Here is a 25969-nt window from a genome sequence, read left to right as displayed (position 1 = left end):
CGGCGCGGCGCCGGTTCCGGGCCCCGGCCCGCGGCTCACCCGGCCAGGTAGCGCACCTGGTCCCAGAGCACCGGATCCACGACCCCCACCCGGCGCCGGAAGTCCCACACCGGCACCTCCCGCACCTCGTCGGTCTCCAGGAAGCTGGTACGGCCCCGCGCGTCCCCCACCGAACCGGGCGGCAGCGGGATCACCCCGGCCCGCTCCTCGTGGTACCGGCTGGTGATCTTGGCGACCCGGGCGCGCTTGCCGTGCACGGACAGCACCAGGCAGGGCCGGTCCTTCGCCCCGGGGCCGTCCTCGTAGGGCACGTTCGCCCACCAGATCTCCGCCGGGCGCGGACGCGCGGGCGCACCCCGGTCCTCCCGGCCCCTCGGCCGCGCCGGCGGACGCGACCTGCGCCCCGCGGGCCGGCGCCCCCGGCCCCACCCGTCGACGAGCGTGGCGACGAGCGCGAGCAGCACCACCGCCGCGAGCGCCAGCCACCAGGACGTGTCCATGAGAACGACGTTACCGGCGCGCGAGCGTCCCTGCGCGCCCTCTTCCACACCTCGTGCGCCCCACGTCCAGCCGAACCGGTGACACCACAGGTGAGTTCGCCCACAACCCACCTGTGCAAAGGAGCGACCGGCCGTCGCGCGCCGTACTCTCGACGGACCGCACGACCCCCGTCACCTTCTGTATCCACCCGCCAGCGGAGGTTTCTGCTCCATGAAGCTCACCGTCGTCGGCTGCTCGGGGTCGTTCCCGTCCGCGGAATCGGCCTGTTCGAGCTACCTCGTAGAGGCCGACGGCTTCCGGCTGCTCCTCGACATGGGCAACGGCGCCCTCGGCGAACTGCAGCGCCACTGCGGTCTCTACGACCTCGACGCGATCTTCCTGAGCCATCTGCACGCCGACCACTGCATCGACATGTGCGCCTACTTCGTGGCCCGCTACTACCGGTACGACGGCGGACGCTGCGCCCCGCTGCCGGTCCACGGCCCCGAGGGCACCGAGCACCGGCTGACCACGGCCTACGCCGACACCCCCTCGGCCTCCTCCATGAGCGAGGTCTTCGACTTCCACACGGTCAAGCCGGGCACGTCCGAGATCGGCCCCTTCACCGTGCACACCGAGCGGGTGGCCCACCCGGTGGAGGCGTACGCCATCCGCCTGGAGCACGGCGGCCGGTCCCTCACGTACTCCGGTGACACCGGCGTCAGCGAGGCCCTGGACGAACTGGCCCGGGACGCCGACCTGTTCCTGTGCGAGGCCGCCTTCACGGACGGCAAGGAGAACATCCCCGACCTCCACCTCAACGGCCGCGAGGCCGGCGAGTCCGCCACCCGCGCCGGCGCCCGCCGCCTGGTCCTCACTCACGTCCCCCCGTGGACCGACCCGCAGATCAACCTCGCCGACGCCCGCGCGGTCTACGACGGGCCGGTGGAACTGGCGGCGCCGGGAGCGGTCTACGAGATCTGACGGACATGAGAAGCATGATCTGACGGACATGAGAAGACGGACATGAGAAGGAGGCCCCCCGGCCTGACGGCTCGGGGGGCCTCCTCACGTCCTGCGGACACTCACGCCTTGGTGAGGTCCTCGACCTCCTCCTCGGGCTCGCGGCCCGGGGTGGGGAGGTTGAACTTGGTGATGGCGAAGCGGAAGGTCACGTAGTAGATCGCCGCGAAGACCAGTCCGATCGGGATGATCAGCCAGGGCTTGGACGCCAGGTGCCAGTTGAGCGCGTAGTCGATGAAGCCGGCCGAGAAGTTGAAGCCGTCGTGCACGCCCAGGCCCCAGGTGATGGCCATCGACGCGGCGGTGAGCACGGCGTGCAGCACGTACAGGATCGGCGCGATGAACATGAACGAGAACTCGATCGGCTCGGTCACACCGGTGACGAACGAGGTCGCGGCCAGCGAGATCATCATGCCGAGGACGGCCTTGCGGCGCTCCGGACGGGCGCAGTGCGCGATGGCGAGCGCGGCGGCCGGCAGACCGAACATCATGATCGGGAAGAAGCCGGACTGGAACAGGCCGGCGGACGGGTCGCCGTGCAGGAAGCGCGGGATGTCACCCTGCCAGACCTGGCCGGAGGCGTCGGTGAAGCTGCCGAGCTGGAACCAGGAGACGGTGTTGACGAACTGGTGCATGCCGACGGGGATCAGCGCGCGGTTCACACCGCCGAAGAGCGCGGCACCGCCCGAGCCGAGGCCGGTCATCCAGTCGCCGAAGTTGGTGATGCCGGTGCCGATGGGCTTCCAGATCAGGGCGAAGACGACACCCATCACGATGCCCACGAAGGCCATGATGATCGGCACCAGCCGGCGGCCGTTGAAGAAGCCGAGCCAGTCCACCAGCTTGGTGCGGTGGAACCGCTGCCACAGGACGGCGGCCAGCAGACCCATGATGATGCCGCCGAGCACCCCCGGGTTGTTGTAGCTGGCCTCGACTATCTTCCCCTTCTCGATGTGCTGCTCGGTGAGGGGGAAGGCCTCCAGGACCTTGCTGTAGACGAGGAAGCCGACCACCGCGGCCAGAGCGGTCGAACCGTCCGACTTCTTGGCGAAACCGATGGCCACGCCGATGCAGAACAGGATCGGCAGCGAACCGGTCAGCGCGCCGCCCGCGTTGTTGAACACGGCGGCGACCTTGTCCCAGCCCAGGCCGTCCTTGCCGAAGATGTCGTCCTGGCCCAGTCGGACCATGATGCCCGCCGCCGGCAGCACGGCGATCGGGAGCTGCAGGCTTCGGCCGACCTTCTGCAGGCCCTGGAAAAGGCCAGATCCCCGCTTCTTCGCGGGTGCCGCCGTCGATTCGGCGGTGGCGGTGCTCATACGTCCGTCCTCCATCGGGTGGTGGTCTACACCACTCAGTGGTGTAGACCTGTTGTAGCACGATGAAGGTGGCGTAAGGAACCCGCGAAAACGCGACCGAACCGCTACGCGCCGTTCGGACTCCGGCTGCCGGTGACAAGCCGATTTCACGCCGGTCTCAGACCGATATCAGCCTTGTCCGAGAGCTGTGCGCACCCCGCCGAGAGCCCGGCGGAAGGCCCGCCACCCGCCGCGGACGTCAGGGCTTCGTGGTGTCCTCGACCTCGTCCGCGGGCTCCCGCCCCGGAGTCTTCAGGTCGAACTTCGTGATGGCAAATCGGAAGACCGTGTAATAGACGGCGGCGAAGCACAACCCGATCGGGAGGATCGCCCACGGCCGGGTCGCCAGATTCCAGTTGATCACGTAGTCGATCAGCCCCGCCGAGAAGCTGAACCCGTCGTGCACCCCCAGCGCCCACGTCACCGCCATCGACACCCCCGTCAGCACCGCGTGCACCGCGTACAGCACCGGCGCGATGAACAGGAACGAGTACTCCAGCGGCTCCGTGATCCCCGTGACGAACGACGTCAGCGCCACCGACAGCATCAGCCCGCCGACCTCCTTGCGCCGCGCCGGCCGCGCCGTGTGCGTGATCGCCAGCGCCGCCGCCGGCAGCGCGAACATCATGATCGGGAAGAAACCCGAGGTGAACTGCCCCGCGTGCGGATCGCCCGCCAGGAACATGTTGATGTCGCCGTGCACCACCGTCCCGTCCGGCTTGGTGTAACTGCCGAACTGGAACCAGATGGGCACGTTCAGGAACTGGTGCAGCCCGATCACCAGCAGCGCCCGGTTCGCCAGCCCGAACACCCCCGCGCCCCACGCGCCCGCGTCGCTCAGCCAGTCGCTGAAACTCTCCAGCCCCCGCCCGACCGGCGGCCACACCCACAGGCACAGCGCCGCGAACAGGATCGCCACGAACGCCATGATGATCGGCACCAGCCGGCGCCCGTTGAAGAAACCCAGCCAGTCCACCAGCCTCGTCCGGTGGAACCGCCGCCAGAAGAAGGCCGACAGCAGCCCCATCACGATCCCGCCGAAGATTCCCGGATTCTGGAAGGCGAACGCCGTCACCGTCCCGTCGGCCGCCCGGCACCCGGCCGCCGTCGCCACCGCACCCGCCCCGCAGCCCACCGGGAACTGGTGCAGCACGTTGTAGTAGACGAGGAAGCCCGCCACCGCCGCCAGCGCCGTCGAACCGTCAGCCTTCTTCGCCATGCCGATGGCCACCCCGACACAGAACAGCAGCGGCAGCCCCAGCGAGCCGTCGAGCAGCGCGCCGCCCGCCCCCGCCATCACCTTCGAGACGCCGATCCAGCCCAGCCCGTCCTTGCCGAACACATCCGGCTGCCCCAGCCGGTTCAGGATCCCCGCCGCCGGGAGCACCGCGATCGGCAGCTGAAGACTGCGGCCCATCTTCTGCAACCCCTGGAACAGGCTGTTCCAGTGCTCCCGCAGCGGCGAGGCCCCCGTCCCCGCACCGCCCGCGCTGTCGGCACTCATGGCGTCCTCCCGAGGCTCCGCTCCGTCGTGCGGCACCGCGTTTGGCCACCGCGCCAACGGTGGTGTAGACCAGTTGACGGACGGTTCCGCTGTCGTGAACGCCATCATCGGCCACCCACGGCACGACCGCTCGCGAAGATGGGCCAACTGTGGGTTACTGCGACAAAGCGGTTCGGATCAGGGAGACAGAACATGGCCAGCAAGGCTGAGAAGATCGTTGCCGGTCTCGGCGGCATCGAGAACATCGAAGAGGTCGAGGGCTGCATCACCCGCCTCCGCACCGAGGTCATCGACCCCAGCAAGGTCGACGAGGCCGCCCTCAAGGCCGCCGGCGCCCACGGCGTCGTCAAGATGGGCACCGCCATCCAGGTCGTCATCGGCACCGACGCCGACCCGATCGCCGCGGACATCGAAGACATGATGTGAACCACCGGTCCCACGGGACCGCGATTCACCCCCCAAGGGGCTCTTCCCGACGCGGGAGGAGCCCCTTGACCATGGGGCACTACGCTCGACCCCATGTCTCGAACCGACGGCCGCACCGCCGAACAGCTCCGCCCGGTCACCATCGAACGCGGCTGGAGCAAGCACGCCGAAGGCTCCGTCCTCGTCTCCTTCGGCGACACCCGGGTCCTCTGCACCGCCTCCGTCACCGAAGGCGTCCCGCGCTGGCGCAAGGGCAGCGGCGAGGGCTGGGTCACCGCCGAATACTCCATGCTGCCCCGCGCCACCAACACCCGCGGCGACCGCGAGTCCGTCAAGGGCCGCATCGGCGGCCGCACCCACGAGATCAGCCGCCTCATCGGCCGCTCGCTGCGCGCCGTCGTCGACTACAAGGCCCTCGGCGAGAACACCGTCGTCCTGGACTGCGACGTCCTCCAGGCCGACGGCGGCACCCGCACCGCCGCCATCACCGGCGCCTACGTCGCCCTCGCCGACGCCATCACCTGGGCCCAGGGCCGCAAACTCGTCAAGGCCGGCCGACAGCCCCTGACCGGCACCGTCAGCGCCGTCTCCGTCGGCATCGTCGGCGGCGTCCCCCTCCTCGACCTCTGCTACGAGGAGGACGTCCGCGCCGACACCGACATGAACGTCGTCTGCACCGGCGACGGCCGCTTCGTCGAGGTCCAGGGCACCGCCGAGGCCGAACCCTTCGCCCGCGACGAACTGAACGCCCTGCTCGACCTCGCCGTGGCCGGCTGCACCGACCTCGCCGCGATCCAGCGCGCCGCACTCGACCAGCACCACGAGAAGTAGAGAGCAGACCGAAAGTAAAGAGCAGACCAAGGAAGGGGCCGCCGGGGCGCAACCCGCACCGCACACCCGGCGTCCCTACCGGTACGGGCGTACGGCACGACAGCCGCACGCCCGGCCACCGACCGGGGAGGGAACCCAGCCATGGCCGCGAGCCGACGCCGACGACCGGGCCGCACCACCGCCATCGCCGCCACCACGGCCGCCATCGCACTCGCCACCGCCGCCCTCACCGGCTGCGACGCGGTCGGCAAGGCCCTGGACTGCGTACAGACCGCCGACGCCATCGCCGACAGCGTCACCGACCTCCAGCAGGCCGTGCAGAACGCCGCCGACGACCCCGGCAAGACCGACGACGCCCTCCGCGCGATCGAGGACAAGCTGGACAAGATCGGCGACAAGACGGACGACACCGACGTCAACAAGGCCGTCGACGACCTCGACAGAGCCGTCGGCAACGTCCGCACCGCCGTCAAGAACGGCGACCACACCCCCGACCTCACCCCCGTCACCGACGCCGCCGGCGAACTCACCAAGGTCTGCACCCCCTGACCCGCCCGCGATACTGGTGACCATGACCCGCCTGATCCTCGCCACCCGCAACCCCGGAAAGATCACCGAACTCCGGGCGATCCTCACCGACGCGGACCTGCCCCACGAACTCGTCGGCACCGACGCCTACCCGGAGATCCCCGACGTCAAGGAGACCGGCGTCACCTTCGCCGAGAACGCGCTGCTCAAGGCACACGCCCTGGCCCGCGCCACCGGCCTGCCCGCCGTCGCCGACGACTCCGGCCTCTGCGTCGACGTCCTCGGCGGCGCGCCCGGCATCTTCTCCGCCCGCTGGTCCGGGCGCCACGGCGACGACCAGGCCAACCTGGACCTGCTCCTCGCCCAGCTCTCCGACATCGCCGACGGTCACCGCGCCGCCCACTTCGCCTGCGCCGCCGCCCTCGCCCTCCCCGACGGCACGGAACGCGTCGTCGAGGGCCAGCTCCGCGGCACCCTCCGCCACACCCCCGCCGGCACCGGCGGCTTCGGCTACGACCCGATCCTCCAGCCCGACGGCGACACCCGCACCTGCGCGGAACTGACCCCCGCCGAGAAGAACGCCATCAGCCACCGCGGCAAGGCGTTCCGCGCGCTGGTACCGGTGGTGCGGGAGTTGCTGGGCTGAAAAGAGAGGGGCTGCCTGACCGGCAGCCCCTCTCCACCCGTGCGGCCGGTGGGAGTCGAACCCACATGGGCAAACGCCCCGAGGCACCTAAAACCTCTGCTTATACCGTTCAGCAACGGCCGCATGCCTGCCCCATGCTACCGGGGAGGCACGGCGGATCTACTCCCGACGCCGTTTCCCTCCCCTGCACCAGGTACTGGTGACCGCATGGCAGTTGGGGCAGAGCAGGCGCAGGTTCTCGATGCGGTTGTCACGCCAGTTCCCGTCGATGTGGTCGACCTCCAACGGGAGCGGTTCCCCGAGCCAGACGGGGCCCGTCCCGCACAGGGCACAGTGTTCCTCAACGCCGAGTTCGGCCATGGCCCTCTTGAGCCGGATGCCCGGGACCCGGGTCGTGTGTGCCGAGGTGTCCTCCACGAGGATCTCCCCGGCAGTGCGGCGTCGTTGGTTGTGCCGCATCCTCTCCGTGCGGACCGATGGCGTGAAATGGGAGGTGTCGATGCCGTACGCCTTGATCTTGCTGCTGATATGGGCGTGATGGCCGCCGACAGGTTCCAGCCCCAGATGCCGCAGTACGTCGAACACGCTGGTCGAGGCCGAAACCGCAGCCTGCAGGACTTCCCGCGTCCATTTCACCCCCTCCCGCTCGAAGTGGGACGTGTCGACGCCGAGCTTCTTCATCCGCTGCCGGATGTAGTCCCGTCTCCCGCTTCGCGGATCCACCCCCAGTCTCTCCAGCGCCTCCGACAGCGTCCGCGCGCCGCGTGCCGCTTCCTCCAGGCGGTCCCTGGTGTACGCACTGGCCCCCATCGAGTCCCCTCCGGTCCGTGTCGGGCGTGTGTTCTTCGCCCGTACGGAGCAACGAACCGGATGCCGGTCGGTCACGCACGGCACACCGCAGGGGAACGGCCCGTGCCGGGGGTGCCGGGACGGGCCGTTCGGGAAGGGAGGGGTGGGGCGAGGGCCGGGTCAGATGCCCAGGTCGCGGATGATCTTGGCGACGTGGCCGGTGGCCTTGACGTTGTAGAGGGCGCGTTCGACCTTGCCGTGCTCGTCGACGACGACGGTGGAGCGGATGACGCCGGTGACCGTCTTGCCGTAGAGCTTCTTCTCGCCGAAGGCGCCGTACGCCTCCAGGACCTTCTTGTCGGGGTCGGCGAGCAGCGTGACCCTGAGGGACTCGGTGTCGCGGAACTTGGCGAGTTTCTCGGGCTTGTCGGGGGAGATGCCGATGACGTCGTAGCCCGCGCCGGCCAGCACGTCGAGGTTGTCGGTGAAGTCGCAGGCCTGCTTGGTGCAGCCGGGGGTGAGGGCGGCCGGGTAGAAGTAGACGATGACCTTGCGGCCCTGGTGGCCGGCCAGCGACACCTCGTTGCCGTCGGCGTCGGGGAGGGTGAAGGCGGGAGCCGTGTCCCCGGGCTGGAGTCGCTCGCTCATCGAAGGTGCTCTCCTCGTGCGTGTCCTCGTGGGGGCCAATACCGTGTCGGTCCGAGGGTAACCGGGGGTGCCGACGGTGCGGTCGCGGTGAGAGCTGACAGACTGTGCTGGACAGGCATCAGTTGACTTCGGAGGCGCTACGGTGGCGGACACGGCGGACACCAGAACCCCGGCTGAGATCGAGGCGGACATCAGGCGTCGCCGCGCGGTGCTGGCCGAGACCCTCGACGAGATCGGGGTGCGCGTGCACCCGAAGACGCTCGTGGGGGACGCCAAGGCCAAGGTCGCCTCGAACGTCGACCACACCCTCGGGCGGGCGTACGTGCAGGTGAACCGGGTGGTGAGCGAGGTGCGGGCGCAGTTCACGGACGAGGCGGGCGCCCCCCGGCTGGAGCGGATCGTGCCGGTCGCGCTCGTCGCCGTGGGTGTCGTGGGCCTGCTCGCCGTGAGCGGGCGCAGGCGCCGGCGCTGACCCGCCGAGCAGGGACATCGGTCGAGGCAGGTAGGTTTCAGGCGTGAGCGCCAACAGAAACGAGCACAGCACCCATCAGGACAAGCTGCCCATCCGCATGCTGCACGACCGGGTGCTCGTCCGGCAGGACACGAGCGAGGGCGAGCGGCGGTCGGGCGGCGGGATCCTGATCCCCGCGACGGCCGCGGTGGGCCGCCGGCTGGCCTGGGCGGAGGTCGTCGCGGTCGGGCAGAACGTACGGACCGTGGAGCCGGGTGACCGGGTGCTGTTCGACCCGGAGGACCGGGCGGAGGTCGAAGTGCGGGGCACCGCGTACGTGCTGATGCGCGAGCGCGATCTGCACGCCGTGGCCGCGGACCGGTTCGAGGGCTCGGAGGACTCCACAGGTCTGTACCTGTGACGGAGTGAGCTGCTTCCCGAAGGGGCCGGTGACCAGGGTCACCGGCCCCTTCGGCGTTCCTTTGCTAGCCTCGGTGGGGAACCCGACGAGACGCGCCGTACCGGGACGAAGGCAAAGACGACGCACCTGGTGTCCGTCGCAACGCCCGGCCGTGGGGCAGGCGTTGCCGTTGTCTCGGAGGTGCCCGTCGTGGCCTGGGTTCTGCTTGTCGTCGCCGGTCTGCTGGAGGTCGGCTGGTCGATCGGGATGAAGTACAGCGAGGGTTTCACCCGGCCGGTGCCCAGCGTCCTGACCGGCGCGGGGATCGTCGTGAGCATGCTGCTGCTGTCCTACGCCGCCCGTTCCCTGCCGATCGGTACCGCCTACGGCGTGTGGGTGGGCATCGGCGCGGCCGGTGCGGCGGTGCTCGGCATGGTGGTGCTGGGGGAGCCGGCGACCGCCGCCCGGATCTTCTTCGTCTGTCTGCTGCTGGTGTCCGTGGTGGGCCTGAAGGTCACCTCGGGGCACTAGCGCCTCTCGTTTGGATCATGCCGGGCTCGTGGGGTCTGGTGCCTCATCCGGCCTGGTCCGAACGAAAAGCCCTAGCGGCAGGCGTCACCCGGTGTCCTCACTGGCCGGTGCCGGTGTTCGTCCCGGTGTTCGTGCCGGTGCCGCCCGCGGCCGGTCCCGTGCCGGTGCCGCCGTCGGCGCCCGCGCCCCCGCCGCCGGGTCCGCCCGTGGTGGGGGTGCCGCCCCCGCCGGGTGTGCCGCCGCCCTCGGTGGTGCCGCCGGTGGGCGGGGTGCCGCCGGTGCCGTCCGTGGCGCCGGTGTCGCCGCCGCCGGGCCCGCCCGGGGTGCCGCCGCCGGTGCCGCCGTCCGTGGGGGTGCCGCCGGTGGAGTCGCCCGGCGTCCCGGTGCTCTGTCCGGGGTCCTGGCTCTGGCCCTGGGTGCTCTGCCCGCGGGTGTCCTGGCCGTCGTCGCCGGTCCCGGGGCTTGCGCCGGTGTCGTCGCCGGTGCCGGGGCTCTGGGCCGAGCCGCTGGGCGGTGCCTGGGACTCGTCGGCGCCGGGCTGGAGCTTGAGGTCGAAGTCGCTGACCGGGGTGCCCTTGAGCGCGTCGCCCATGTACTGCGCCCAGATGCTGCCGGGCGCGCCGCTGCCGTTGATGCGGGGCAGGCCGAGGGCGCCGTAGAGCGGCTTGTGCGCGGCGGTGTCGGGGTCCTGGCCCATGACGGAGACGACGGTGGCGAGGTCGGGCGTGTAGCCGGCGAACCAGGCGGCCTGGTCGTTCTCGGCGGTGCCGGTCTTGGCCGCGGCGGGGCGGTCGATGGCCTGGGCCGGGGCGCCGGTGCCGTTCTGCACGACGCTCTGCAGGACGGCGGTGGTGGTGTCGGCGGCCTCGCGGCTGACGGCCTGCGACGCGGTGCTGCCGTGGCCGGGCAGGGCCACCGCGTTGGCGCCGTCCTTGGTGATCTTCTTGATGATCGTGTAGGTGCCGTGCTTGCCGTGGTTGGCGAGGGTCGCGTACGCCTGGGCCATGTCGAGGACGCTGGCCTGGGCCACGCCGAGCGCGATGGACGGGGAGCCGATCAGCTCGGGGGTGTCGGCCGGCAGGCCGAGGGCGAGCGCGGTCTCCTTGACCTTGTCCGAGCCGACGTCGACGGCCATCTGCGCGTACACGGCGTTGACGGACTTGTCGGTGGCCTCGCGGACGGTGATGTCGCCGTAGGACTGCTGGTCCTCGTTCTCGGGGGCGTAGTGGCCGCCGTTCCAGCCCTGGACCGGCCGCTTGTTGGTGCCGTCGTAGAGGGTGTTCGGGGTGATGGTGCGGGAGTCCTGGGTGGTGGACTCGTTCTGGACGGCGGAGGTGAGCACGAAGGGCTTGAAGGTGGAGCCGACCTGGAAGTCCCGGCGGGTGGCGTTGTTCGTGTACTGCTTGACGTAGTCGATGCCGCCGTACATGGCGACGACCTCGCCGGTCTTCGGGTCGACGGAGGCGCCGCCCGCGCGGACGTAGCGGTCGGTCTTGTTGTTCTTCTTGTCCAGCTTGTCGATCAGCTGTTCGTCGACGGCCTTGACGAAGGCGTCCTGCTTGCTCTTCTGGAGCGTGGTGGTGATGCGGTAGCCGCCCGCGGACAGCTCGTCCTCGTCGAGGATCTTGTTCTTGGCGAGGTAGTCCTTGACCGCGCGCACGAGGTAGCCGCGCTGGCCGGACATGCCGGTGGGCACGGTGGCGGACCTGGGCGCGGGGAACTTGAGCCCGGTCCGTTCGGAGGCGCTGAGCCAGCCCTTCTTGACCATGCCGTCCAGCACGTAGTTCCAGCGGGCCTCGGCGGCGTGCCGGTTCTCCGGGTGGGCGCTGACGTCGTACTCGCTGGGCGCGTTGACGAGGGCGGCGAGGTAGGCGGCGCGGGCCGGGTCGAGATCCTTGGCGTTGACGCCGTAGTACGCCTGGGCGGCGGCCTGGATGCCGTAGGCGTTGCGGCCGAAGAAGCTGGTGTTGAGGTAGCCCTCCAGGATCTTGTCCTTGGACTCGTTGCGGTCCAGCTTGATCGAGATGAAGAACTCCTTCACCTTGCGGGTGACGGTCTGCTCCTGGCCGAGGTAGTAGTTCTTCACGTACTGCTGGGTGATGGTGGAACCGGACTGCTTGCCCTTGCCGGTGACGGTGCGCCAGCCGCCGCGGAGCACGGCCTTGGGGTCGATGGCGGACTCGCTGTAGAAGTCGCGGTCCTCGGCGGCGAGCACGGCGTGCTGGGCGGCCTGGGAGACCTGGTCCAGCGGGACGCTCTCGCGGTTGACCTCGCCGTCGCGGGCGATCTCGGTGCCGTCGGCATAGAGGTAGATGTTGGCCTGTTTGACGGCGAGGGCGTTGGCGTCGGGGATCTTCACGAGGGAGTAGCCGAGGAAGAACAGGCCGACGCCGACGAGGACCAGGGTGAGGAACCCGCCGAGCGTCATCCGCCAGGTGGGGAACAGCCGCCGCCAGCCGGTCCGCCTGCGCCGGGGCTTCTTGCCCTTGCCGCCCGCGCCGGCCGTGGCGGCGGAGGCGGTGGTGACGTCGCGGTCGGCACGGCCCGCGCCACCCTGGCCCTGGCCCTTGCTCTGGCTCTGGCCCGGGGCGGGGGAGGGCGTGGCGGTGCGGGGGGCCGCGGGTCCGGCGGTGACCTCCTGGCGGCCGGGGGTGCCGGGGGGCGTCGGCGCCGCGCCGGAGCCGGTGCCGGTCTCCTTCGCGGCCCAGGCGGGCGTCGTCGTACGGCGGTCCGCCGCGCCCCCCGCGGCGGTCTCCGACGAGTCCCGGCCCGAGTCCCGGCCCGATCCTCCGTCCGATTCGCCGCCCGTCTCCGGTCCCGCGCCGGGTCGCGCTCCTGACTGCGCCCCCGGCTTCCCCTCCGGTTCCCCGGCGGGACGCGGTGCCTCGGCCTTCGGCTGCGGCTCGTCGCTCATCTCGTGCACGGACTCCGTTTCGCGTGTTCACGTTTCGCGGCATACGTTCGCGTACGCCCTCATGCGCCTTCTGCGCCCCTCGATGAAGACTCTCGCACCAAGCGTTCCGTTCCCACGCCCGGGAACTTCTCGTCCACGGAAAATGCGTGGCACATCACGTCCGGCGCGTACTAGGCTCCTGCGCTTCGGTGTCGGCTTGGCGGGAGGGGCGTGGCGTGGGCGCTGGGCGGTTGTACGCGGCCGTCGCGGCGGGCGGATTCAGACGGTACGCGACGTATCGGGCGGCCACCGCGGCCGGGGTGTTCACCAACACGGTCTTCGGGCTGATCCTCGTGTACACGTATCTCGCCCTGTGGGACATCCGGCCGCATCTGGGCGGCTACGACCGCTCCCAGGCGGTGACGTACGTATGGCTGGGGCAGGCGTTCCTGGCGACCCTCGCCATCGGGGGCGGCGGGGCCGAGGAAGAGCTGATGGAGCGCATCCGTACGGGGGACATCGCGACCGATCTGCACCGCCCGGCCGACCTCCAGCTGTGGTGGCTGGCGGCGGACGTGGGCCGGGCGACGTTCCAGCTGCTGGGCCGCGGGGTGGTGCCGTTCGTGTTCGGGGCGCTGTTCTTCCCGGTGGCGCTGCCCACCGACCCGGTGACCTGGGCGGCGTTCCTCGGCGCCGTGCTGCTGGCGATGCTGGTGAGCTTCGGGATCCGCTTCCTGGTGGCGCTGAGCGCGTTCTGGCTGCTCGACGGGTCGGGCGTGACCCAGATCGCCTGGCTGGCCGGAGTGTTCTGCTCGGGGATGCTGCTGCCGCTGAACGTCTTCCCGGGCGCCCTCGGCGAGGTCGTCCGGGCGCTGCCGTGGGCGTCGCTGCTCCAGGCCCCCGCCGACGTCCTGATGGGGCAGGCGCGGCCGCTGGGCACGTACGCCCTCCAGGGGGCGTGGGCGGTGGCGCTGCTGGCGGCCGGACGGCTGCTCCAGACGGTGGCGACCCGGCGGGTGGTGGTCCAGGGTGGCTGAGCGGTCCACCGGGGCAGCGGCGGCCGGTACGACGGCCGGTACGACGGCCGGTGCGGCGGCTGGTACGACGGCCGGGAACGGCGGCTGGTCCGGCGGCTGGTACGACGGCCGGGGCCGGCTTCCGCGCGGAGCACGGCGGGCGGGGCGGCGCGCGCGGCCGGCTGGCGGACGGGCTGCGCGCCTACCGCATGATCGCCGGGATGTGGCTGCGCTCCACGATGGCCTACCGGGCGTCCTTCGTGATGACGACGCTGGGCAACTTCGCGGTGACCGCGCTGGACTTCGTCGCGATCCTGCTCATGTTCTCCCGGGTGGACGCGCTGGGCGGCTACTCGCTGGGGGAGATCGCCCTGCTGTACGGGCTGTCGGGCACCTCCTTCGGCCTGGCGGACCTGGCGATCGGCTCGATGGACCGGCTGGGGCGGCGGGTGCGCGACGGCACGCTGGACACGCTGCTGGTCCGCCCGGTGCCGGTGCTCGCGCAGGTCGCCGCCGACCGGTTCGCGCTGCGCCGCCTCGGCCGGGTGACGCAGGGGCTGCTGGTCCTCGGGTACGCGCTGGCCACGCTGGACGTGCACTGGACGGTGCTCAAGGTGGTGCTGCTGCCGGTGATGGTGGTGAGCGGCTGCGCGATCTTCGGCGCGGTGTTCGTGGCGGGCGCCGCCTTCCAGTTCGCGGCGCAGGACGCCTCCGAGGTGCAGAACGCGTTCACCTACGGCGGTACCACGCTGCTCCAGTACCCGCCGACGGTGTTCGGCAAGGAGCTGGTGCGCGGGGTGACGTTCGTGCTGCCGCTGGCCTTCGTCAACTGGCTGCCCGCCGCCTATGTGCTGGAGCGGCCGTACCCGCTCGGGCTGCCGCACTGGACGGGGTTCCTCTCGCCGCTGGTGGCGTTGGTCTGCTGCGCGCTGGCGGGGCTGGCCTGGCGGGTGGGCCTCAGGTCGTACCGGAGCACGGGAAGCTGAAGGGACACGGAGGACGGCATGGTGACGGGCGGAGCGCACGGACCGGGCGGACCGGAGGGGACGGGCGGACCGGACAGGGCGGACAGGACGGGCGGGCCGGACAAGACGGGCAGGGCGGACGGGGCGTTCATCGAACTCGACCGGGTCGAGAAGGTCTTCGACGTACGCAAGAAGACCGGGTTCCTCAAGCGGGAGCGGCGGCAGGTGCGGGCGGTCGACGCGATCTCCTTCACCGTGGCGCGCGGCGAGATGGTCGGCTACATCGGCCCGAACGGCGCGGGCAAGTCGACGACGATCAAGATGCTCACGGGCATCCTCACCCCGAGCGGCGGCCGGCTGCGGGTGGCCGGCATCGACCCCTCGCGCGAGCGCACCCGGCTCGCGCAACGTATCGGGGTGGTGTTCGGACAGCGCACGACCTTGTGGTGGGACCTGCCGCTGATCGACTCCTACCGGTTGATGCACCGCATGTACCGGATCCCCGACGCCCGTTACCGGGAGAACCTCGACCGCTGCGTCGAACTCCTCGAACTGGCCGAGCTGCTGGACGTCCCGGTGCGCCAGCTCTCGCTGGGCCAGCGCATGCGCGGTGACATCGCGGCGGCGCTGCTGCACGACCCGGAGGTGCTGTACCTGGACGAGCCGACCATCGGCCTGGACGTGATCAGCAAGTCCCGGGTCCGCTCCTTCCTGCGCGACCTGAACGCCGAGCAGGGCACGACGGTGCTGCTGACCACCCACGACCTCCAGGACATCGAGCAGTTGTGCTCGCGGGTGATGGTGATCGACCACGGGCGGCTGATGTACGACGGCTCGCTGCCCGGCCTGCACGAGGCGGCCCAGGGCGAACGCACCCTGGTGGTGGACCTGGAGCGGGAGCTGCCGCCGCTTGAGGTGCCGGGCGCGCGCGTGGTGCGGGTGGAGGGGCCGCGGCAGTGGCTGTCCTTCCCTGCGGGCGAATCGGCGGCGCCGCTGGTGGCCCGGGTCGCGGACCGCTACCCGCTGGTGGACCTGTCGGTGCGCGAACCGGACATCGAGGCGGTGATCGCCGAGATGTACGCGGCGGGCGCCACGGTCGCGGGCGCGGTCGGCGCGGTCGGCGCGGTCGGCGCGGCCGACGGGGACGGTGCGGACGGCGTGGAACGCGCGCTCTCATAGCCTGCGGCGCGGGGATTTCGTAGGCTGCTCCACATGACCGACGATGCCCCCGAACTGCGCGCCTCAGACGCCGATCGCGAACGGGTCGCCGAGACCCTGCGGGACGCCCTCGCCGAAGGCCGCCTGGACATGGCGGAGTTCGAGGAACGGCTGGACGCCACCTACAAGGCGCGCACGTACGGCGAGTTGGCGCCGATCACCCGTGACCTGCCCGTCGCGGGGGGCGCGCCGGCGGCGCCCGCGGTGTCCCTGCACAAGGAACCGGCCGAGCCGGGCAACTGGGCGTCGCGGATCACCGGCGGCGAGGGCTCGTCGTCGTGGGCGGTGGCCGTGATGTCGGGCTTCCAGCGCAAGGGGCGGTGGACGGTCCCGAAGCGGTTCAGCTGCTTCTCCTTCTGGGGCGGCGGCGAGATCGACCTGCGGGAGGCGAACTTCGCCGACCGCGAGGTGGAGATCAACTGCATCGCGATCATGGGCGGCGCGCAGGTGATCGTGCCGCCCGGCGTCGAGGTCGTCGTCCGCGGCATCGGCATCATGGGCGGCTTCGACCACCGCGAGGAGGGCGTGCCGGGAGAGCCGGGCGCCCCGCGCGTGATCGTCACCGGGTTCGCCTTCTGGGGCGGGGTGGCCGTCGAACGCAAGCTCACCAAGGCCGAGCGGCTGCTCCAGAAGGAGCAGCGCCGCCAGGAGAAGCTGGACCGCCGGACGGAGCGCCGCGAGCTGCAGTCCTCCCGGCACGAGGAGCTGCGCGACCGCTGGGAGCGGCACTGGGACCGCCAGGAGGAGCGCATGGAGCAGCACCGGCAGCGCCACGAGGAGCGCTGGGAGCAGCACCGCGAGCGCCGGGAGCAGCGCCGGGACCGGCGCGGGCGCCGGGACTGGGACTACTAGGACCAGGACTGGGCCGGGCAAGGCCGGGGCAGGCCGGGTCAGGCCGGGTCCTGGCCGGATCCGTCAGCGCGGTGCGGCCGGGGCCACCGGCGGCTTGCGGCAGGCTCACGGACACTTCGCGGGGCCGGGGACCCGCCCCGGGCCGCAGGCGTCCGGGGCCGGGGATCCGCCCTGAGCGCCTGCGGCCCGTCCCCGCGGGAACTCCTGGTCCGCTCCGGGAGTAGGTCAGAGGGGACAATCGGGTACGGGATGTGCGCCGGGTGCGCGCCGCCCGTACGGACCGCTCACCTCAGCGGCGCGGCGCGTACGGGAACACGGAACGGGTGGAGCGGATGGAACGAACGACGGAGGCCGAGCCTCAGGCGGACCCCGCGGCGGCGGACCCGGCGGCGGAGCCCGCCACGGCCCGCCGCACGATGACCGTGTTCAGCCCCGCCGACGAGGAGCGCCGGCGCGGGGTGCGCCGGATGAAACTGACCGCGACCGGGCTGCTGCTGTTCGTCGCGGTGGTGTACGTCCTGGCCAAGTGGGCCGGGCACAGCGGCGCGGGCCCCTGGGCGGGCTATGTCGCGGCCGCGGCGGAGGCGGGCATGGTCGGTGCGCTCGCCGACTGGTTCGCGGTCACCGCCCTCTTCCGTCACCCGCTCGGCCTGCCCATCCCGCACACCGCGATCATCCCCACCAAGAAGGACCAGCTCGGTGTCTCGCTGGGCGAGTTCGTCGGCGAGAACTTCCTCTCCGAGGACGTCGTACGCCAGCGGCTGCGCGCCGTCGGCATCGGCGGCCGGCTGGGGACCTGGCTCGCCCGGCCGGAGCACGCCGACCGGGTGACCGCCGAACTGGCCACCGCGCTGCGCGGCGCGCTGACCGTGCTGCGCGACTCCGATGTGCAGGCGGTGGTGGGGGAGGCGATCACCCGCCGGGCCGCCGTGCAGGAGATCGCGCCCGGCCTCGGCAAGATGCTGGAGAAGATCGTCGCCGACGGCGGTCACCGGCGCGTCGTCGACCTGGTCGTCACCCGGGCGCACGACTGGCTGGTGCTGCACGGCGACTCCGTGATGGACGCGGTGCAGGGCGGCGCGCCCGGCTGGACGCCGAGGTTCGTGGACCGCAAGGTCGGCGAGCGCGTCTACAAGGAACTGCTCCGCTTCGTCACCGAGATGCGCGACATGCCCGGCCACCCCGCGCGCGGGGCGCTGGACCGGTTCCTCGGCGACTTCGCCTCCGACCTCCAGTCCGACAGCGAGACCCGGGCCCGGATCGAACGCCTCAAGAGCGAGGTCCTCGGCCGGGGCGAGGTCCAGGACCTGATCGCCTCCGCCTGGACGGCCGTACGGTCCATGATCGTCTCCGCGGCGGAGGACGAGCGCAGCGAGCTGCGCCTGCGGGTGCGGGCCTCGCTGCTCTCCCTGGGCCACCGGATGGCCGAGGACCCGGGGGCGCGGAGCAAGGTGGACCGCTGGGTGGAGGGCGCCGCGGTGTACGTGGTGACGACGTACCGCAAGGAGATCACCTCGCTGATCACCGACACGGTGGCGGGCTGGGACGCCGAGCACACCACCCGCAAGATCGAGGCCCATATCGGCCGCGACCTCCAGTTCATCCGCATCAACGGCACGGTGGTCGGCTCGCTGGCCGGGTTGCTGATCTACACGGTGTCGCGTCTCCTCGGAGCGTAGGCGGACCGCCGCCGTGCGTGACGTCCCCGCTTCGGGGGCACTCGCAGGGCGTTCCGCTCGTCGAGGAGGGAGCCCATGGCCAGTGCTGAGACCGCGGGTGCCGGGACCGGCCGCACCGTGACCACCGACATCCCCGCCAGACTCGACCGCCTGCCGTGGTCGCGCTGGCACTGGACCATCGTCGTCGGGCTGGGCACGGTGTGGATCCTCGACGGCCTGGAAGTGACCGTCGTCGGCAACATCGCCAGCCGGCTGTCGGAGCCGGGCAGCGGCCTGGCGATCAGCTCCGGGCAGGTGACCGGTGTGGCCGCCGCGCTGTATGTGGCGGGCGCCTGCGTCGGTGCCCTGTTCTGGGGGCGGCTGACCGACCGCTACGGCCGCCGGAAGCTGTTCATGATCACCCTGGCGGTGTACCTCGCGGCCACCGCCCTGACCGCCTTCTCCTTCCAGGCCTGGTGGTTCTTCCTCTTCCGCTTCCTGACCGGCTTCGGCATCGGGGGCGAGTACGCGGCCATCAACTCCGCCATCGACGAACTGATCCCCTCGGACTACCGAGGCCGGGTCGACCTGATCATTAACGGCAGTTTCTGGGTGGGCGCGGTCGGCGGCTCGCTGCTGTCGATCCTCGCCCTCAACACCGATCTGCTCGCCGCCGACCTGGGCTGGCGGCTGACGTTCGCGCTCGGTGCCGTCCTCGCCCTGGTGATCCTCCTCGTACGGCGGCACGTCCCGGAGAGCCCGCGCTGGCTGCTGATCCACGGCAGGGACCGCGAGGCCGAGGAGGTGGTGGCCGGGATCGAGGAGCGGATCGTGGCCGAGAAGGGCGCACCGCTGCCCGCGCCGCACGGGGAGATCACCATCCACCAGCGCCGTACGGTCTCCTTCGCGGAGATCGGCCGCACCGTCTTCGCCCGCTATCCCAAGCGGGCCGTCCTCGGCTTCTCCCTCTTCATCGGCCAGGCATTCCTCTACAACGCCATCACCTTCGGCTTCGGCGCCATCCTGACCACGTTCTTCCAGGTCCCCTCCGACCACACCGGCTACTACTTCGCCGTCATCGCGGCCGGCAACTTCCTGGGCCCGCTGCTGCTCGGCCGGCTCTTCGACACGGTCGGGCGCCGGGTGATGATCTCGTCCACGTATCTGCTGTCGGGGCTGCTGCTGTTCGGCACGGCGTGGCTGTTCGACCGGGGCACGCTGGACGCGACCACGCTCACCGCCTGCTGGTGCGCGGTGCTGTTCTTCGCCTCCGCGGGCGCCTCCAGCGCCTATCTGACCGTCTCCGAGATCTTCCCGATGGAGACCAGGGCGATGTCCATCGCCTTCTTCTACGCCCTGGGCACCGCGGCCGGCGGCATCAGCGGCCCGCTGCTCTTCGCCGACCTCACCGGAACCGGCGAGGTCGGTGACACGGTCCTCGCGTTCTGCATCGGGGCGGCGCTGATGTGCGCGGCGGGCCTGGTCGCGGCGTTCCTCGCGGTGAACGCCGAGCGGCGGTCCCTGGAGGACATCGCCACCCCGCTGACGGCGGTGACGGGCAAGCCGGGCCCGGCCGCGCAGAACGGCCGCCCCGACGTCACACCGCCGTCGTCGAGCCCTGCGTGAGGCGTCGCCCGCCCTCCTCCCGAGGCGCGGGTGTCGGGGGCGGTCGCTTGCGTGGCGCGCGGGTCGCCTGCGTGGGCGCGCGGGTCGCTTGTGTGGGCGCGCGGATCGCTTGTGTGGGCGCGGGTCGCGCGCGGCGCGAGATGGGTCGCGCGGCGCGCGTGACTCGCTCACGCCGTACGCAACTCGCTCACGCCGTACGCGGCTCGCGCACGCGGTACCCGGCTCGCCTACGCGGCGCGCCGGTCGGCGACGGCCCAGGAGGCGAGGGCGACCGCGCCGGCCACGCCGAACACGGACGGCCAGGCGCCCACCTTCTTGGCCAGCGGGTGCGATCCGGCGAACGCGGCGACATAGGCCGCCGTGAGGGCGCCCGCCGCCCGGCCGCCCGCCTGCCGCCGCCACTGCTGCGCGGCGGCGGCACCGGCGACGGCCAGCACGGCCCCGCCGAGCTGCCGCTTCTTGGTCCAGCGGGCCACCCCGTACCCGCCGACGAGCCCGGTCGCGGCGACCGCCGCCGTAGGAATCCTCGCCATCACTGTCTCCCTGTCTCCCCCGATGACCTGCGGACGCCCGGGTGCGGACGCCGAACGGACCGAGGCTAACCCCCGCATGCGCGGCACCCGGAAGCGCGGGGCACGCGGGGCACGCGGGTGAGACCCAGCTCACACCACAAACATCTCCGGACCCGTCACACATGGCTCCCGCGCCCCGTCATGTCTGTGCAACCGAGCGAGCGAACGACGAGCACCAGCACCAGCACCAAGACCTAGGAGCCCATGATGGAAGCCCGCCTCAGCCTTTTCGGCAACCCCGTCGCCGGCAAGTTCATGCGCCACGTCAACTCCGCGGGCAAGGTCCTCACGGACTCGACGCTCCCGGCCGCGACCCAGGAACTGGTGAAGATCCGCGCCAGCCAGATCAACGGCTGCGGTTTCTGCACCGACATGCACACCAAGGACGCCATGGCCGCCGGTGAGACCGCCGACCGCCTGAACCTGGTCGCGGTGTGGCGGGAGGCGAAGGTCTTCACCGAGGCCGAGCGCGCCGCTCTGGAACTGACGGAACAGGGCACCCGTATCGCGGACGCGTCCGGCGGCGTCACCGACGAGGCGTGGGAGAACGCCGCCAAGCACTACGACGAGGACCAACTCGCCGCCCTCGTGAGCCTGATCGCCCTGATCAACGCCTACAACCGGCTGAACGTCATCGTCCGGCAGCCCGCGGGCGACTACCGGCCGGGCATGTTCGGCTGACCGGTCCCGCGCCCCGGGGGGAAAGAGGGACCTCGGGGCGCAGGCGAAGGAGACCCTCCGGGCGCAGGCGGAGGGATGTCCTGGCCCAGGACCCCCTGGCCTAGGCTGACGCCGGACCGAACGGCAGCAGTGACCACGCGCTGGGGGACGAACGGACGATGCCCGACGGACGACCGGACACGACCCCCGCCGCCCCGCGCACCCGTCCGGGCCGGCTGCCCCGCCCGGACGGCACACACCTCGCCTACGAGGACCACGCGCCCCCGCCCCTGCCCTCGCCCCCCACGCCCTCGCGCCCGTCCGTCCTGCTCCTGCACGGACTGGCGGGCCACCGGGGCGAGTGGGACGACCTGGCCACGCGGCTGCGGGCGGACGGCCACCGGGTGGTGGCGTACGACGCCCGGGGCCACGGCGGGAGCACCCGCCGCCCCGGGGACGTGACCCGCGAGGCACATGTCGCGGACGCGGCGGCCCTGGCGGACGAACTGGCCCTCGCCCCGGCCGTGGTCGTGGGCCAGTCCTTCGGCGGCCACACCGCTCTCCTGCTGGCCGCCGCCCGCCCCGACCTGGTGCGGTCCCTGATCCTCGTCGAGGCGGGCCCCTCGATCGCGCCCCCGGACCTCCCCGCCCGGATCGGAGCCTGGCTGGACTCCTGGCCGGTCCCGTTCCCCACCGCCGAGGCGGCGGCCCGCTTCCTCGGCCACGAGGCGTGGGCGCGGGGCCTGGAGCAGCGGGCGGACGGCTGGTGGCCGAGGACCGACAGGGACGTCATCGTCTCCACGATCGCCGAACTGACCCGGCGCGACCACTGGCGGGAGTGGCAGGCGATCACCTGCCCCGTGCTGGTGGTGCGGGGCGCCGACGGCACGATGCGCGAGGCGGAGTCCGCCGAGATGCACACCCGCCGCCCCGCCGCGACGCGCCTCCTGACCCTCCCCGCGGCGGGCCATGACGTCCACCTGGACCAGCCGGAGGCCCTGTACGAGGCGGTGCGGGCGTTTCTCGCCGACCAGACCTGAGTCGGGGCTTGTCAGCTTTCATTCCGCGAGCTATATAAAGAGAGGTAGGGCATCGCACCCAGTTCCACAGGAAAGGAGTGACCTGTGATGCTCATGCGCTCCGACCCCTTCCGCGAGTTCGACCGCCTCGCGCAGCAGGTCTTCGGCCCCGCCCGGCCCGGCGCCATGCCCATGGACGCCTATCGCTCGGGAGACGACTTCGTCGTCCACTTCGACCTCCCCGGGGTCGACCCGGAGACCATCGACCTGGACGTCGAGCGGAACGTGCTGAACGTCCACGCCGAGCGGAGGTCTCCCGCCCCCGAGGGCGCGGAGATGATCGTCGCCGAACGCCCCACGGGGACGTTCACCCGGCAGTTGTTCCTCGGCGAGACCCTCGACACCGAACGCATCGACGCCTCGTACGAGGCCGGTGTCCTCACCCTGCGCATCCCGGTCGCCGAGCAGGCCAAGCCCCGCAAGATCCAGATCACCGGCGGCAGCGACCGCAAGCAGCTGAGCAGCTGAGATCCCGTAGGAGACGCGTCCTGTGAGCCCATGGCCGCCACCGGCCGCTCACGGGACGCGCCCACGCGCCCGGCGACCGAACCCACGTCACCCACGCGACCCACGCGGAGGAGATCCCACACGATGACCGCGACGGCGGCCCCCACCAAGACGACGCCCCGCACGGCCACGGCCCGTTGCGCCACCGCCCCGTGCACCTGGCTCACACTGACCGAACGCGTACGGAACGCGGGCGGATACCGGACCGCGGCGGAGGCGGAACACCGCACCCGCGTCGTCCTCTCGGCCCTCGGCTCCCAGGTGACCGGCGAGGAACGCGTGTCCCTGGCCCACGCCCTCCCCGAGGAAGCGGCCGGTCTCATCGCCGCCCAGATCCCGGCCCTCCACCCCCTCCCGGCCCGCGACTTCGTGGAATCGGTGGCCTCCCGCCTCGACAACGCCACGACCGCAACGGCCCGTTGGGACACCAGCACGGTCCTCACCGTCCTGGCGGACCTCCTGCCCCCACCCCTCCTGACGAACGTCCTGACGCAACTCCCCCGGGGGTACGCCCTGCTGTTCGGACGAACAGAACTGAACCCCACCCACCCACCGACACCCCGAGCACGATGACCTGACGACCGGAGCCCTCTGGGCTCTGGACGCGCCCGCCGCCCTTGCCGTAGCCCGCCAAGCGGATGAGGCCCGTCCATACCCGCCGTGTCAGGCTGACCTCCGGGCGGCCCGCCGAAGCGGAGGACCGCAGCCGGAGGAGGTGCGGACGGCATGACGGGGAACGATCCTGTGGACACGGCAACCGCTCCGCCCGGACTCCGCCCCTGGTACGCCTCGGACGGACTCCTCGCCTTCCTGGCCTTCCTGCTCGAACTCACGGCCCTGGCCGCCCTGGCCTGGTGGGACTTCACCACCGGCCACGGCGCGACCCGCGTCCTCCATGGCCTCCTCGTCAAGGCCCTGGTCCTGGGCGGCGGCGCAGCGGCCCTGCACGGCACTGGCCACCCCGCGGCGGCTCTCGCGATGGCCGGCCCGGTCATCGCGAACACGACACTGGCGGAATCCTTCCGGCGGTCTCGGGACTGACGGCGCCGTGAGAGCCTTTCGGCGCTGCCGGAGCATGGGCCAGAATCACGCAGCCGAGTGAGACCCCCCTTCGAGTCGCGTGTCCAGGCGTCCTCGCCGGTGTACGCGCACCCCACGCACTCTGTGGCGTTGCCGCCGTTGTACGAGGACTTGAACTAGGCGGACCCGGATACGGGCCGGGGACCGACGCGCATCCGTAGCTCCTTGCAGGCGCGGTGGATCATGAAAGGAAGCCTCCATGTCCAACGCTTCTTACATGGGAGGTTCGCTTCCTTCGGTCCGGGAGAGCGCAGAACCCGGGTGGGTGGCGGCCGTACGCAGGAGCGCCTCCGCGTCCGCGATGGCCTGTTGCTCGTGCAGTACTAGTGCAGCCCGCACTACCTCGTGGTCGTTACGGTCGCGCGCATAGATATGCACCAGGTTGGCGGTCAGCTCGTCCTGCCCCTGAGCCCGCAACAGCGCCACCAGCAAGGCCACTTCCAGGGGCGTGCAAGCCTCTGCCGTATGCCGCAGCAGCGCTAGAGTGCTGTCCGGCCGGCTGGCGTGGAGCAGTGCTTCAGCGCGGCGGCCGACGTCGCGGGCTGCCAAGGCTCCGTTTTTGCTCTGTTGCCGGTCCCCCTGTCGGCGGGGGACCGGCAACAGAGTTGCGGAGCGTGCCGCAGTCGGGACTTTTCGCGGGCCGGCTTCACTTACCGGTATCGGCTGGGCGGCCTCCACCCGCTGGGTCTCCTGCTTCAGTGTGGTGACGCGCTGGCGGAGTTCTCCGAGTTCCCGGGCTTGCTCTTCAGCCGACCGCTCGAGCCTTTCATTGGTGTCCTGCAAAGCGCGGAGCTTCTGGCCAGCGGCATGCACCGCATCCCTGTGCCGGGAGCAGTTAGCGCATCGTTCCTGCTCGGCTCTTGCGCGCAGCTCCAGAAACGCTTCTCTCGTCATGCCGAAGTTCCGACTGTCTCCCGCATCCTTGCAGGCGGTGTCGAAGAGGTGAGTGGCCGTCGCCTCCGGCGGGACACGCTGGCCCTGGAGGTACCTCGTCAGCGTGGTCTCGCTGACGTTCAGATACCGGGCGGCCTGGGCCTGTGTCGGATGGGTCGGCGTCAGCCCTTCTGGAGTCGTGACGATCAGATGACGGCAGACCCGTTGCAGCGTCACCGCCAGTTGTCGCTTGTCCGGCATCACGTCCTTGTCGAGTTTCTTCTCCGTCCAGGCGAACGGACGGCGACTGCTGCTGCGTACTGCCATGGGTGACAAACCTTCGCATATTCGGCGGAAACGGCCATTCGTGCCGCCAGTCGGCGACGTTGTCCGTCATTGTGCCGGAGCGCGGCTGGCCGCTGCCTGGCCGTTTCTGCTTCCTCTCTTGCCAGTTGGTGCGCAAGTTGCATCGAGAGAGTTCAAAGTGGTTTCGATGTGCCACGATTTAAGAGTCAGCCGCCGGTGGTGTGAGGGCGGCGTGAGCGCGGCTTATGCTGGCGCGTTCATGTCATTCATCCTATTCAGTGTCATGTGCGGCAGACCGCCTGATTTCACGTTTTCTATGGGAGGGGACCCACAGTCATGACGTTGCCGTCTTGGCAGGACACCAGTGTCGGAAACCACAAGCTGGGAAGCATGGCGCGTGCCGCTCTCTGGCTGATCCAGGTAGTCGGGGAGGGCGAGAGGTTCACTGTGGCCAAGCTGCGGGAAGCCTTCCCGGACGTCGCGCAGATCGACCGGCGGATGCGCGGTCTGCGCGACTACGGGTGGGAGATCGCGACGGCCCGCGAGGACCCGGAGCTGCTTCCGCAGGAGCGCCGGTTCGTGACGCGAGGCAAGGATGTGTGGGTGCCGGGCCAGGCGAAGAGCCCGAGCCACAAGGCGAGCATCACCAACGCCCAGCGGGCCAAGGTGATGCAGGCTGACGGGTACCTGTGTCGCACGTGTGGCATCGCGGCTGGCGAGGCATACGACGACGGCGTCACGCAGGCGGTGCTCAACGTCGCCCGGCGGCAGGTAACGCTGGTGGACGGCAGCATCACCCATCAGTTGGTCACCGAGTGCCAGCGGTGCGGCCGGGGCACCGTGGACCGGACCGTTCACCTGGCGGAGGTGCTTTCCAGGATCGAGTCGCTGGCTCCCCTTGAGCGGAGCGTGCTGAGTGGCTGGGTGAAGAACGACCAGCGCACGTACAGCTCGCTGGAGGTGCTGTGGGGTATGTACCGGACCCTGCCGGAGGACTCGCGTAAGGCAGTGGCCGATGCACTTGGCCTTGACGGTACGGACGACTGAGA

28 protein-coding genes, 1 tRNA gene and 1 riboswitch are annotated in these 25969 nt (G+C 71.1%); of the genes, 20 read left to right on the top strand and 9 right to left on the bottom strand.

The features are described from left to right. Positions 1 to 35: 35 nt before the first annotated feature. Positions 36 to 500, bottom strand: coding sequence for a type II toxin-antitoxin system PemK/MazF family toxin (locus R4Z62_RS12060; protein WP_018565574.1), 465 nt, complete (start codon positions 498 to 500; stop codon positions 36 to 38). A 211-nt stretch (positions 501 to 711) separates the two neighbouring features. Between R4Z62_RS12060 and R4Z62_RS12055 the strand changes: the two genes are divergently transcribed. After that, positions 712 to 1464 carry an MBL fold metallo-hydrolase gene (locus R4Z62_RS12055; protein WP_064533358.1) on the top strand — a complete coding sequence of 251 codons (753 nt, stop codon included), beginning with the start codon at positions 712 to 714 and terminating at the stop codon, positions 1462 to 1464. A 101-nt stretch (positions 1465 to 1565) separates the two neighbouring features. Here R4Z62_RS12055 and R4Z62_RS12050 read toward each other — a convergent pair whose 3' ends face one another. Continuing rightward, on the bottom strand, positions 1566 to 2822 hold the full coding sequence (locus R4Z62_RS12050) for a PTS transporter subunit EIIC (RefSeq protein WP_018565576.1): 1257 nt from the start codon (positions 2820 to 2822) through the stop codon (positions 1566 to 1568). 238 nt (positions 2823 to 3060) lie between these two features. After that, on the bottom strand, positions 3061 to 4365 hold the full coding sequence (locus R4Z62_RS12045) for a PTS transporter subunit EIIC (protein WP_491519809.1): 1305 nt from the start codon (positions 4363 to 4365) through the stop codon (positions 3061 to 3063). A 192-nt stretch (positions 4366 to 4557) separates the two neighbouring features. Between R4Z62_RS12045 and R4Z62_RS12040 the strand changes: the two genes are divergently transcribed. From R4Z62_RS12040 to rdgB, 4 genes are all read left to right on the top strand, one after another. Beyond that, positions 4558 to 4791: a PTS sugar transporter subunit IIB gene (locus tag R4Z62_RS12040; protein WP_018517946.1), complete on the top strand. Its 234-nt coding sequence runs from the start codon at positions 4558 to 4560 to the stop codon at positions 4789 to 4791. Positions 4792 to 4884: 93 nt separating this feature from the next. After that, entirely contained in the window at positions 4885 to 5622 is a 738-nt protein-coding gene (gene rph / locus R4Z62_RS12035; RefSeq protein WP_491519808.1) for a ribonuclease PH, read from the top strand. Positions 5623 to 5763: 141 nt separating this feature from the next. Beyond that, positions 5764 to 6171, top strand: coding sequence for a hypothetical protein (locus R4Z62_RS12030; protein ID WP_064533354.1), 408 nt, complete (start codon positions 5764 to 5766; stop codon positions 6169 to 6171). A 22-nt stretch (positions 6172 to 6193) separates the two neighbouring features. Further along, positions 6194 to 6796 carry an RdgB/HAM1 family non-canonical purine NTP pyrophosphatase gene (rdgB, locus tag R4Z62_RS12025; RefSeq protein WP_382847859.1) on the top strand — a complete coding sequence of 201 codons (603 nt, stop codon included), beginning with the start codon at positions 6194 to 6196 and terminating at the stop codon, positions 6794 to 6796. Between the two features lie 40 nt (positions 6797 to 6836). Here rdgB and R4Z62_RS12020 read toward each other — a convergent pair. The 3 genes from R4Z62_RS12020 to bcp all read right to left on the bottom strand — a co-directional run bounded on the left by R4Z62_RS12020 (position 6837) and on the right by bcp (position 8233). Beyond that, positions 6837 to 6919: transfer RNA gene (locus tag R4Z62_RS12020), tRNA-Leu, on the bottom strand. A 36-nt stretch (positions 6920 to 6955) separates the two neighbouring features. Further along, positions 6956 to 7606: an HNH endonuclease signature motif containing protein gene (locus R4Z62_RS12015; RefSeq protein WP_491519807.1), complete on the bottom strand. Its 651-nt coding sequence runs from the start codon at positions 7604 to 7606 to the stop codon at positions 6956 to 6958. 159 nt (positions 7607 to 7765) lie between these two features. Then, positions 7766 to 8233: a thioredoxin-dependent thiol peroxidase gene (gene bcp, locus R4Z62_RS12010; RefSeq protein WP_064533350.1), complete on the bottom strand. Its 468-nt coding sequence runs from the start codon at positions 8231 to 8233 to the stop codon at positions 7766 to 7768. Positions 8234 to 8375: 142 nt separating this feature from the next. On the opposite strand from bcp, the gene R4Z62_RS12005 reads away from it, so the two are divergent. From R4Z62_RS12005 to sugE, 3 genes are all read left to right on the top strand, one after another. Then, a complete protein-coding gene (locus tag R4Z62_RS12005) occupies positions 8376 to 8705 on the top strand; it encodes a DUF3618 domain-containing protein (protein ID WP_064533349.1) in 330 nt (109 codons plus the stop codon). Positions 8706 to 8748: 43 nt separating this feature from the next. Further along, a complete protein-coding gene (locus R4Z62_RS12000) occupies positions 8749 to 9105 on the top strand; it encodes a GroES family chaperonin (RefSeq protein WP_018565584.1) in 357 nt (118 codons plus the stop codon). Between the two features lie 63 nt (positions 9106 to 9168). Then, positions 9169 to 9232: riboswitch (guanidine-III (ykkC-III) riboswitch) on the top strand. A 62-nt stretch (positions 9233 to 9294) separates the two neighbouring features. Further along, positions 9295 to 9615, top strand: a complete 321-nt coding sequence (sugE, locus tag R4Z62_RS11995) for a quaternary ammonium compound efflux SMR transporter SugE (protein ID WP_018565585.1) — start codon at positions 9295 to 9297, stop codon at positions 9613 to 9615. Positions 9616 to 9712: 97 nt separating this feature from the next. On the opposite strand, the gene R4Z62_RS11990 is transcribed toward sugE, so the two are convergent. Next, positions 9713 to 12529: a transglycosylase domain-containing protein gene (locus R4Z62_RS11990; RefSeq protein WP_491519806.1), complete on the bottom strand. Its 2817-nt coding sequence runs from the start codon at positions 12527 to 12529 to the stop codon at positions 9713 to 9715. A 215-nt stretch (positions 12530 to 12744) separates the two neighbouring features. Here R4Z62_RS11990 and R4Z62_RS11985 point away from each other — a divergent pair, with 215 nt between their 5' ends. From R4Z62_RS11985 to R4Z62_RS11960, 6 genes are all read left to right on the top strand, one after another. Further along, on the top strand, positions 12745 to 13545 hold the full coding sequence (locus tag R4Z62_RS11985; RefSeq protein WP_078510157.1) for an ABC transporter permease: 801 nt from the start codon (positions 12745 to 12747) through the stop codon (positions 13543 to 13545). A gap of 161 nt (positions 13546 to 13706) precedes the next feature. Then, a complete protein-coding gene (locus tag R4Z62_RS11980; RefSeq protein WP_382847896.1) occupies positions 13707 to 14510 on the top strand; it encodes an ABC transporter permease in 804 nt (267 codons plus the stop codon). 18 nt (positions 14511 to 14528) lie between these two features. Beyond that, positions 14529 to 15668, top strand: coding sequence for an ABC transporter ATP-binding protein (locus R4Z62_RS11975; protein WP_491519805.1), 1140 nt, complete (start codon positions 14529 to 14531; stop codon positions 15666 to 15668). Between the two features lie 33 nt (positions 15669 to 15701). Beyond that, positions 15702 to 16559 carry a DUF1707 SHOCT-like domain-containing protein gene (locus tag R4Z62_RS11970; protein ID WP_491519804.1) on the top strand — a complete coding sequence of 286 codons (858 nt, stop codon included), beginning with the start codon at positions 15702 to 15704 and terminating at the stop codon, positions 16557 to 16559. 332 nt (positions 16560 to 16891) lie between these two features. After that, a complete protein-coding gene (locus tag R4Z62_RS11965) occupies positions 16892 to 18238 on the top strand; it encodes a DUF445 domain-containing protein (RefSeq protein WP_491519803.1) in 1347 nt (448 codons plus the stop codon). 75 nt (positions 18239 to 18313) lie between these two features. After that, positions 18314 to 19843 carry an MFS transporter gene (locus R4Z62_RS11960; RefSeq protein ID WP_064533346.1) on the top strand — a complete coding sequence of 510 codons (1530 nt, stop codon included), beginning with the start codon at positions 18314 to 18316 and terminating at the stop codon, positions 19841 to 19843. A gap of 227 nt (positions 19844 to 20070) precedes the next feature. On the opposite strand, the gene R4Z62_RS11955 is transcribed toward R4Z62_RS11960, so the two are convergent. Continuing rightward, a complete protein-coding gene (locus R4Z62_RS11955; protein WP_064533345.1) occupies positions 20071 to 20376 on the bottom strand; it encodes a hypothetical protein in 306 nt (101 codons plus the stop codon). A 246-nt stretch (positions 20377 to 20622) separates the two neighbouring features. Between R4Z62_RS11955 and R4Z62_RS11950 the strand changes: the two genes are divergently transcribed. From R4Z62_RS11950 to R4Z62_RS11930, 5 genes are all read left to right on the top strand, one after another. Next, the gene (locus tag R4Z62_RS11950) at positions 20623 to 21096 is read left to right on the top strand and encodes a carboxymuconolactone decarboxylase family protein (protein ID WP_491521861.1); all 474 of its coding nucleotides are present in this window, start codon (positions 20623 to 20625) and stop codon (positions 21094 to 21096) included. A gap of 158 nt (positions 21097 to 21254) precedes the next feature. Then, a complete protein-coding gene (locus R4Z62_RS11945) occupies positions 21255 to 22115 on the top strand; it encodes an alpha/beta fold hydrolase (RefSeq protein ID WP_491519802.1) in 861 nt (286 codons plus the stop codon). 87 nt (positions 22116 to 22202) lie between these two features. Then, complete coding sequence (locus R4Z62_RS11940; RefSeq protein ID WP_064533342.1) at positions 22203 to 22622, top strand: Hsp20/alpha crystallin family protein; 420 nt, start codon at positions 22203 to 22205, stop codon at positions 22620 to 22622. 123 nt (positions 22623 to 22745) lie between these two features. Beyond that, positions 22746 to 23234, top strand: coding sequence for a DUF2267 domain-containing protein (locus tag R4Z62_RS11935; RefSeq protein ID WP_491519801.1), 489 nt, complete (start codon positions 22746 to 22748; stop codon positions 23232 to 23234). Between the two features lie 153 nt (positions 23235 to 23387). Beyond that, positions 23388 to 23702, top strand: coding sequence for a DUF2568 domain-containing protein (locus R4Z62_RS11930; protein WP_355477035.1), 315 nt, complete (start codon positions 23388 to 23390; stop codon positions 23700 to 23702). 252 nt (positions 23703 to 23954) lie between these two features. Here R4Z62_RS11930 and R4Z62_RS11925 read toward each other — a convergent pair whose 3' ends face one another. After that, positions 23955 to 24941 carry a helix-turn-helix domain-containing protein gene (locus R4Z62_RS11925; protein WP_491519800.1) on the bottom strand — a complete coding sequence of 329 codons (987 nt, stop codon included), beginning with the start codon at positions 24939 to 24941 and terminating at the stop codon, positions 23955 to 23957. A 369-nt stretch (positions 24942 to 25310) separates the two neighbouring features. Between R4Z62_RS11925 and R4Z62_RS11920 the strand changes: the two genes are divergently transcribed. Further along, positions 25311 to 25967, top strand: coding sequence for a KpnI family restriction enzyme N-terminal domain-containing protein (locus tag R4Z62_RS11920; protein ID WP_491519799.1), 657 nt, complete (start codon positions 25311 to 25313; stop codon positions 25965 to 25967). The last annotated feature ends 2 nt before the right edge of the window (positions 25968 to 25969 follow it).

Source organism: Streptomyces sp. PL-25, assembly GCF_058344915.1.
Note: the sequence above shows the minus strand (reverse complement) of the source record. Positions and strands in the feature narration are given on the sequence as shown.

Excerpts from the sequence above, each read along its gene's own strand:
- R4Z62_RS12060 (WP_018565574.1), bottom strand. The coding sequence starts at position 500 with ATGGACACGTCCTGGTGGCTGGCGCTCGCGGCGGTGGTGCTGCTCGCG.
- R4Z62_RS12055 (WP_064533358.1), top strand. The coding sequence starts at position 712 with ATGAAGCTCACCGTCGTCGGCTGCTCGGGGTCGTTCCCGTCCGCGGAA.
- R4Z62_RS12050 (WP_018565576.1), bottom strand. The coding sequence starts at position 2,822 with ATGAGCACCGCCACCGCCGAATCGACGGCGGCACCCGCGAAGAAGCGG.
- R4Z62_RS12045 (WP_491519809.1), bottom strand. The coding sequence starts at position 4,365 with ATGAGTGCCGACAGCGCGGGCGGTGCGGGGACGGGGGCCTCGCCGCTG.
- R4Z62_RS12040 (WP_018517946.1), top strand. The coding sequence starts at position 4,558 with ATGGCCAGCAAGGCTGAGAAGATCGTTGCCGGTCTCGGCGGCATCGAG.
- rph (WP_491519808.1), top strand. The coding sequence starts at position 4,885 with ATGTCTCGAACCGACGGCCGCACCGCCGAACAGCTCCGCCCGGTCACC.
- R4Z62_RS12030 (WP_064533354.1), top strand. The coding sequence starts at position 5,764 with ATGGCCGCGAGCCGACGCCGACGACCGGGCCGCACCACCGCCATCGCC.
- rdgB (WP_382847859.1), top strand. The coding sequence starts at position 6,194 with ATGACCCGCCTGATCCTCGCCACCCGCAACCCCGGAAAGATCACCGAA.
- R4Z62_RS12015 (WP_491519807.1), bottom strand. The coding sequence starts at position 7,606 with ATGGGGGCCAGTGCGTACACCAGGGACCGCCTGGAGGAAGCGGCACGC.
- bcp (WP_064533350.1), bottom strand. The coding sequence starts at position 8,233 with ATGAGCGAGCGACTCCAGCCCGGGGACACGGCTCCCGCCTTCACCCTC.
- R4Z62_RS11990 (WP_491519806.1), bottom strand. The coding sequence starts at position 12,529 with ATGAGCGACGAGCCGCAGCCGAAGGCCGAGGCACCGCGTCCCGCCGGG.
- R4Z62_RS11975 (WP_491519805.1), top strand. The coding sequence starts at position 14,529 with ATGGTGACGGGCGGAGCGCACGGACCGGGCGGACCGGAGGGGACGGGC.
- R4Z62_RS11970 (WP_491519804.1), top strand. The coding sequence starts at position 15,702 with ATGACCGACGATGCCCCCGAACTGCGCGCCTCAGACGCCGATCGCGAA.
- R4Z62_RS11965 (WP_491519803.1), top strand. The coding sequence starts at position 16,892 with ATGGAACGAACGACGGAGGCCGAGCCTCAGGCGGACCCCGCGGCGGCG.
- R4Z62_RS11960 (WP_064533346.1), top strand. The coding sequence starts at position 18,314 with ATGGCCAGTGCTGAGACCGCGGGTGCCGGGACCGGCCGCACCGTGACC.
- R4Z62_RS11955 (WP_064533345.1), bottom strand. The coding sequence starts at position 20,376 with ATGGCGAGGATTCCTACGGCGGCGGTCGCCGCGACCGGGCTCGTCGGC.
- R4Z62_RS11950 (WP_491521861.1), top strand. The coding sequence starts at position 20,623 with ATGGAAGCCCGCCTCAGCCTTTTCGGCAACCCCGTCGCCGGCAAGTTC.
- R4Z62_RS11945 (WP_491519802.1), top strand. The coding sequence starts at position 21,255 with ATGCCCGACGGACGACCGGACACGACCCCCGCCGCCCCGCGCACCCGT.
- R4Z62_RS11940 (WP_064533342.1), top strand. The coding sequence starts at position 22,203 with ATGCTCATGCGCTCCGACCCCTTCCGCGAGTTCGACCGCCTCGCGCAG.
- R4Z62_RS11935 (WP_491519801.1), top strand. The coding sequence starts at position 22,746 with ATGACCGCGACGGCGGCCCCCACCAAGACGACGCCCCGCACGGCCACG.
- R4Z62_RS11930 (WP_355477035.1), top strand. The coding sequence starts at position 23,388 with ATGACGGGGAACGATCCTGTGGACACGGCAACCGCTCCGCCCGGACTC.
- R4Z62_RS11925 (WP_491519800.1), bottom strand. The coding sequence starts at position 24,941 with ATGGCAGTACGCAGCAGCAGTCGCCGTCCGTTCGCCTGGACGGAGAAG.
- R4Z62_RS11920 (WP_491519799.1), top strand. The coding sequence starts at position 25,311 with ATGGCGCGTGCCGCTCTCTGGCTGATCCAGGTAGTCGGGGAGGGCGAG.